Annotated in this window: 2 protein-coding genes; both read left to right on the top strand. The window is 73.3% G+C overall.

Features of this window, described 5'->3' with window-relative positions:
• Positions 1–3,004, top strand: a 3,004-nt coding sequence (locus tag ACFZAT_RS33295) for a KR domain-containing protein (RefSeq protein WP_391269686.1), incomplete at its 5' end; no start/stop codon positions are given.
• 69 nt (positions 3,005–3,073) lie between these two features.
• Positions 3,074–4,425, top strand: a 1,352-nt coding sequence (locus ACFZAT_RS33290) for a beta-ketoacyl synthase N-terminal-like domain-containing protein (RefSeq protein WP_391269684.1), incomplete at its 3' end; no start/stop codon positions are given.

Below are 4,425 nucleotides of genomic sequence, written 5' to 3'. Positions count from 1 at the left end.
GGGGTTGCATGTGACGGGTGTCGAGCCGCGGTGGGCGGAGTACTTCGCCCCGGTCGGCGCCCACCGCGTCGACCTGCCCACCTACGCCTTCCAGCACCAGCATTACTGGCTGGCCGCTCAGCCGCTGGACAACGTGTCGAGCGCGGGACTGACCGCGACCGAGCACCCCCTGCTCCGTGCGCTCGTCGAGCTCCCCGAGGAGGACGGGTTCGTCCTGACCGGACGGCTGAGCGCGGCCGAGCAGCGCTGGTCCGCCCACCACGACCTCGAAGGCGTCACGGAGTTCCCCGGTACGGGTCTCCTGGAGCTGGCCCTCTGCACGGCGGACCGGATCGGCTGCGGCCTGGTCCGCCGTCTCACCGTCGAGGAGTCGCTGGTCCTCTCCGGGGGGACACCCACGGCGCTGCGTGTGGTCGTCGGCGCGCCCGACGAGGCGGGGGAGCGGCAGCTGACCGTTCACTCCCGCCCCGAAGGCGCGGACGTGCCGTGGACCCTGCACGCCAAGGGAGTCCTGGCCGAGGGCGCCGGAGGCGCGCCGGAGGCGGGAGCGGGCGGGATGGAGGCCGGTGCGGCCTGGGAGGACGGTCCTTGGCCGCCCCTGGGCGCGGCCGAAGTCGATGTGGACGAGCTGTACGAGCAACTGCTCGGGCGCGGATACGGGTACGGACCGGCGTTCCAGGGGCTGACGGCCGCCTGGCGGCGCGGCGACGAACTGTTCGCCGAGGTCGTACTGCCCGAGGAGGCCGGCCAGGCCGACCGCTTCGGCGTCCACCCGGCGCTCCTGGACGCGGCGTTGCAGGCGGAGCGCCTGCACACCGTGCACGAGGGCGCGGTGGTCGCACCGGCCGAGTGGCAGGACGTGGTCCTGCACGCGGCGGGCGCCAAGGCGCTGCGGGCACGTATCACGCCCGGTGACGCGGGCCGGGTGTCGGTGACCCTGACCGACCCGTCCGGTCTGCCGGTCCTGTCGGTGGCCGCTCTCGCGTCCCGCAAGGCCCAGGAGGGCCGGCCCGCCGGGGTACGCGGCGACGCACTGTTCCGACTGGACTGGATCCCGGCGGACCACCCGCTTTCCGGCGGCCAGGACGCGGGCAGCGGCCTCGTGCTGCTGGGCGACGGCCCCGCCGCGTCGGCCGGGTCCGTGCCCGCCTACGCCGATCCGGCCGCGCTGGCGGCGGCAATCGGTGAGGGCGCGCAGGAACCGGCCCTCGCCGTCCTGTTGCTGCCGCCGACCGGCGACGACGTGCCCGAGGCCGCTCGGAACCTCGCGGAACTCACGCTGGACGCGGTACGGAAGTGGCTCGCGGAGGAAGAGCTGAACGGATCGCGGCTGGCCGTGGTGACGCGCGGCGCGGTCTCCGTGCACGGCGCCGACGCGGACGCCGCCCAGGCCACCGTCTGGGGTCTGGTGCGGGCGGCGCAGGCGGAGCACCCCGGCCGGTTCCTCCTCGTCGACCTGGACGGGGACCCCGACCGCGAACAGGGCCGGGAGCTGGACACGGTCGCCGGACACGAGGACCCTTGGCGAGCCGTCGCACCGGCGGTCGCGGCCGGCGAGCCCGAGGCCGCCGTACGCGGCGGAGCCGCACTGGTCCCCCGGCTGCGTACGGTCTCCGGGAAAGCGGCGGGCGCGCCCCCGTGGTCGCCCGACGGCACCGTCCTGATCACCGGCGGCACGCAGGGCGTCGGTGCCGCGATCGCACGGCACCTGGTGTCCGCCCGGGGTGTGAAGCGCCTCGTGCTGACCGGCACCTCCGCCGACCCCCTGGTCGCGGAGCTGAACGCGCTCGGGGCAGAGGTGACCGTCGAGCAGTGTGCCGCCGCCGACCCGGGGGCGCCGGCCCGTCTGCTCTCCCGTATCGGCGACGCGCACCCCCTTACCGCCGTGGTGCACGCCGAGTCGGCCGACCACAACGCAACCATCGGCAGTCTCACCCCCGACCGGCTGATGTCCGTCCTGAACGCGCGTGCCACCGCGGCGTGGAACCTGCACGAGGCCACACGCGACCACCAGCTGGACGCCTTCGTCATGCTGGCCACCTCGTCCGGACTGCTGCATGGGGCCGGGCAGGCCGCCACCGCCGCCGCGAACACCTTCCTGGAGGCACTCGCCCACCACCGGCACGCCCTGGGCCTCCCGGCCGTCGTGTCGGCCTTCGGTCCCTGGGCGGCCGACCGCGAACAGCGGACCGGCGACGCGGCAGCCGCCCCGGCCGGAGAGGGCGCGTCCGCGGCGGGTGCGTTCGCGGACGGATACGAGCGGCGCATGAGCCAGGCCGGGCTGCCCACCCTCGGCACGGACGAGGGTCTGGGGCTGCTCGACGCCGTGGCGCAGTCCGGTGAGCCGGCTCTGTTCCCCCTCGGCCTCGACAGGGGCACCCTGCGCACGCTGGCACGGGAGCTGCCCGACGCGCTGCCTCACGTCCTGCGCGGGCTGGTGCCGGTGCACGGGCGGCGGACAGCGGCCCCGGGCACGGCGTCGGCGAACGACCTCCGGCGACGGCTGAGCGGGCTGACGCCGCAGGAACGCGAGCAGGAACTCCTGGACCTCGTCCGCACCCACGTCGCGTCCGTCCTCGGCCACGCCTCCATGGACGCCATCGAGCCCGGCCGCGCCTTCCAGGAGCTCGGCTTCGACTCCCTCGCTGGCGTCGAACTGCGCAGGCGGCTCGCCGAGGCGACCGGATTGCAGCTCACCGCCACGCTCGTCTTCGACTACCCGAACTCCCGAGCCGCGGCCGATCACATCGCCGCCCAGCTCGCGCCGGCCGAGGAGGACGCCGCCCGGTCGCTGCTGACCGAGATCGACCGGTTGGAGGCCGTGCTCGGCTCGTACACGGCGGACGACGCCCACATCCGGATCACCTCACGGCTCGAAGCGCTGCTGCGCAAGTGGCGCGACAGCCATGGAGAGCCGGATACGGCGGAGCCCGGCAGCACGGTCGAAGCGGCGACGGACGACGAGCTGTTCGGCGTACTGGATCAGGAACTCGGCATCGCGTAGAGCCGGACGCAACCGGTGTGTGCCGCTTCAGGAACTTCCCCACGGAAAACGAGATCGGTCAAGGTGGAGATGAGCAACGACGAGAAGCTCCGCGAGTACCTCAAGCGTGCCACCGCTGAACTGCAACAGACCAAGCGGCGGTTGCGAGAGGCGGATGCCAGGCAGCACGAGCCGATCGCCATCGTCGCGATGAGCTGCCGCTACCCCGGGGGCGTGCAGTCGCCCGAGGCGCTGTGGGACCTGGTCGCCGGCGGCAAGGACGCGATCACCACCCTCCCCGAGAACCGCGGCTGGGACGTCGAGGGACTCTACGACCCGGAGCCGGCCACGCCCGGCAAGACGTACTCGCGCGACGGGGGATTCCTGCACGAGGCCGACCTGTTCGACGCCGACTTCTTCAAGATCGGTCCCAAGGACGCCAAGGCCATGGACCCGCAGCAGCGGCTGCTGCTGGAGACGTCGTGGGAGGCGCTGGAGCGCGCGGGCATCGACCCCCTGTCGCTCAAGGGCACGTCGACCGGTGTCTTCGCCGGCATCGCCTACCACGACTATGTGGGTGACGGTGGCATCGGCGGCCTCGCCAGTGTCGCGTCGGGTCGGGTCGCCTACAGCCTCGGTCTTGAGGGGCCGGCGGTGACGGTGGACACGGCGTGTTCGTCGTCGTTGGTGGCGATGCATCTGGCGGCGCAGTCGCTGCGCTCGGGTGAGAGCTCGCTGGCGCTGGCCGGCGGTGTCACCGTCATGGCGACACCCCGCGCCTTCGTCGGCTTCAGCCAGGACCGCGGCCTCGCTCTCGACGGCCGGTGCAAGTCCTTCGCCGCCGCTGCCGACGGCACCGGCTGGGGCGAGGGCATCGGGATGCTCGTACTGGAGCGCCTGGACGACGCGCGACGGAACGGGCACCCGGTGCTCGGGCTGCTGCGCGGTTCGGCGGTCAACCAGGACGGCGCGTCCAATGGTCTGACGGCACCCAACGGCCTCGCCCAGCAGCGGCTCATCCGGCAGGCGCTGGCCAACGCGCAGCTGTCGGCCGGCGACGTGGACGTGGTCGAAGCGCACGGGACGGGCACGCGGTTGGGTGACCCGATCGAGGCGCAGGCGCTGCTGGCGACGTACGGGCAGGACCGGCCGGAAGGCCGCCCGCTGTGGCTGGGTTCGCTCAAGTCGAACATCGGCCACGCGCAGGCCGCGGCCGGTGTCGGCGGTGTGATCAAGATGGTCCTCGCCATGCGGCACGCGTTGATGCCCCGCACGCTTCACGTCGACGAGCCCACCCCCGCGGTGAACTGGTCGGAGGGTGACATCACCCTGCTGACTCAGGAGCGGGCGTGGCCGGTGGTGGAGGGTCGTCCGCGTCGTGCGGGTGTGTCGTCGTTCGGTCTGAGTGGGACGAACGCGCACGTGATTCTGGAGGAGCCGCC

It is taken from the genome of Streptomyces sp. NPDC008163 (assembly GCF_042956885.1).
Taxonomy (GTDB): domain Bacteria; phylum Actinomycetota; class Actinomycetes; order Streptomycetales; family Streptomycetaceae; genus Streptomyces; species Streptomyces drozdowiczii_A.
This window is presented reverse-complemented; position numbering and strand designations above follow the sequence as displayed.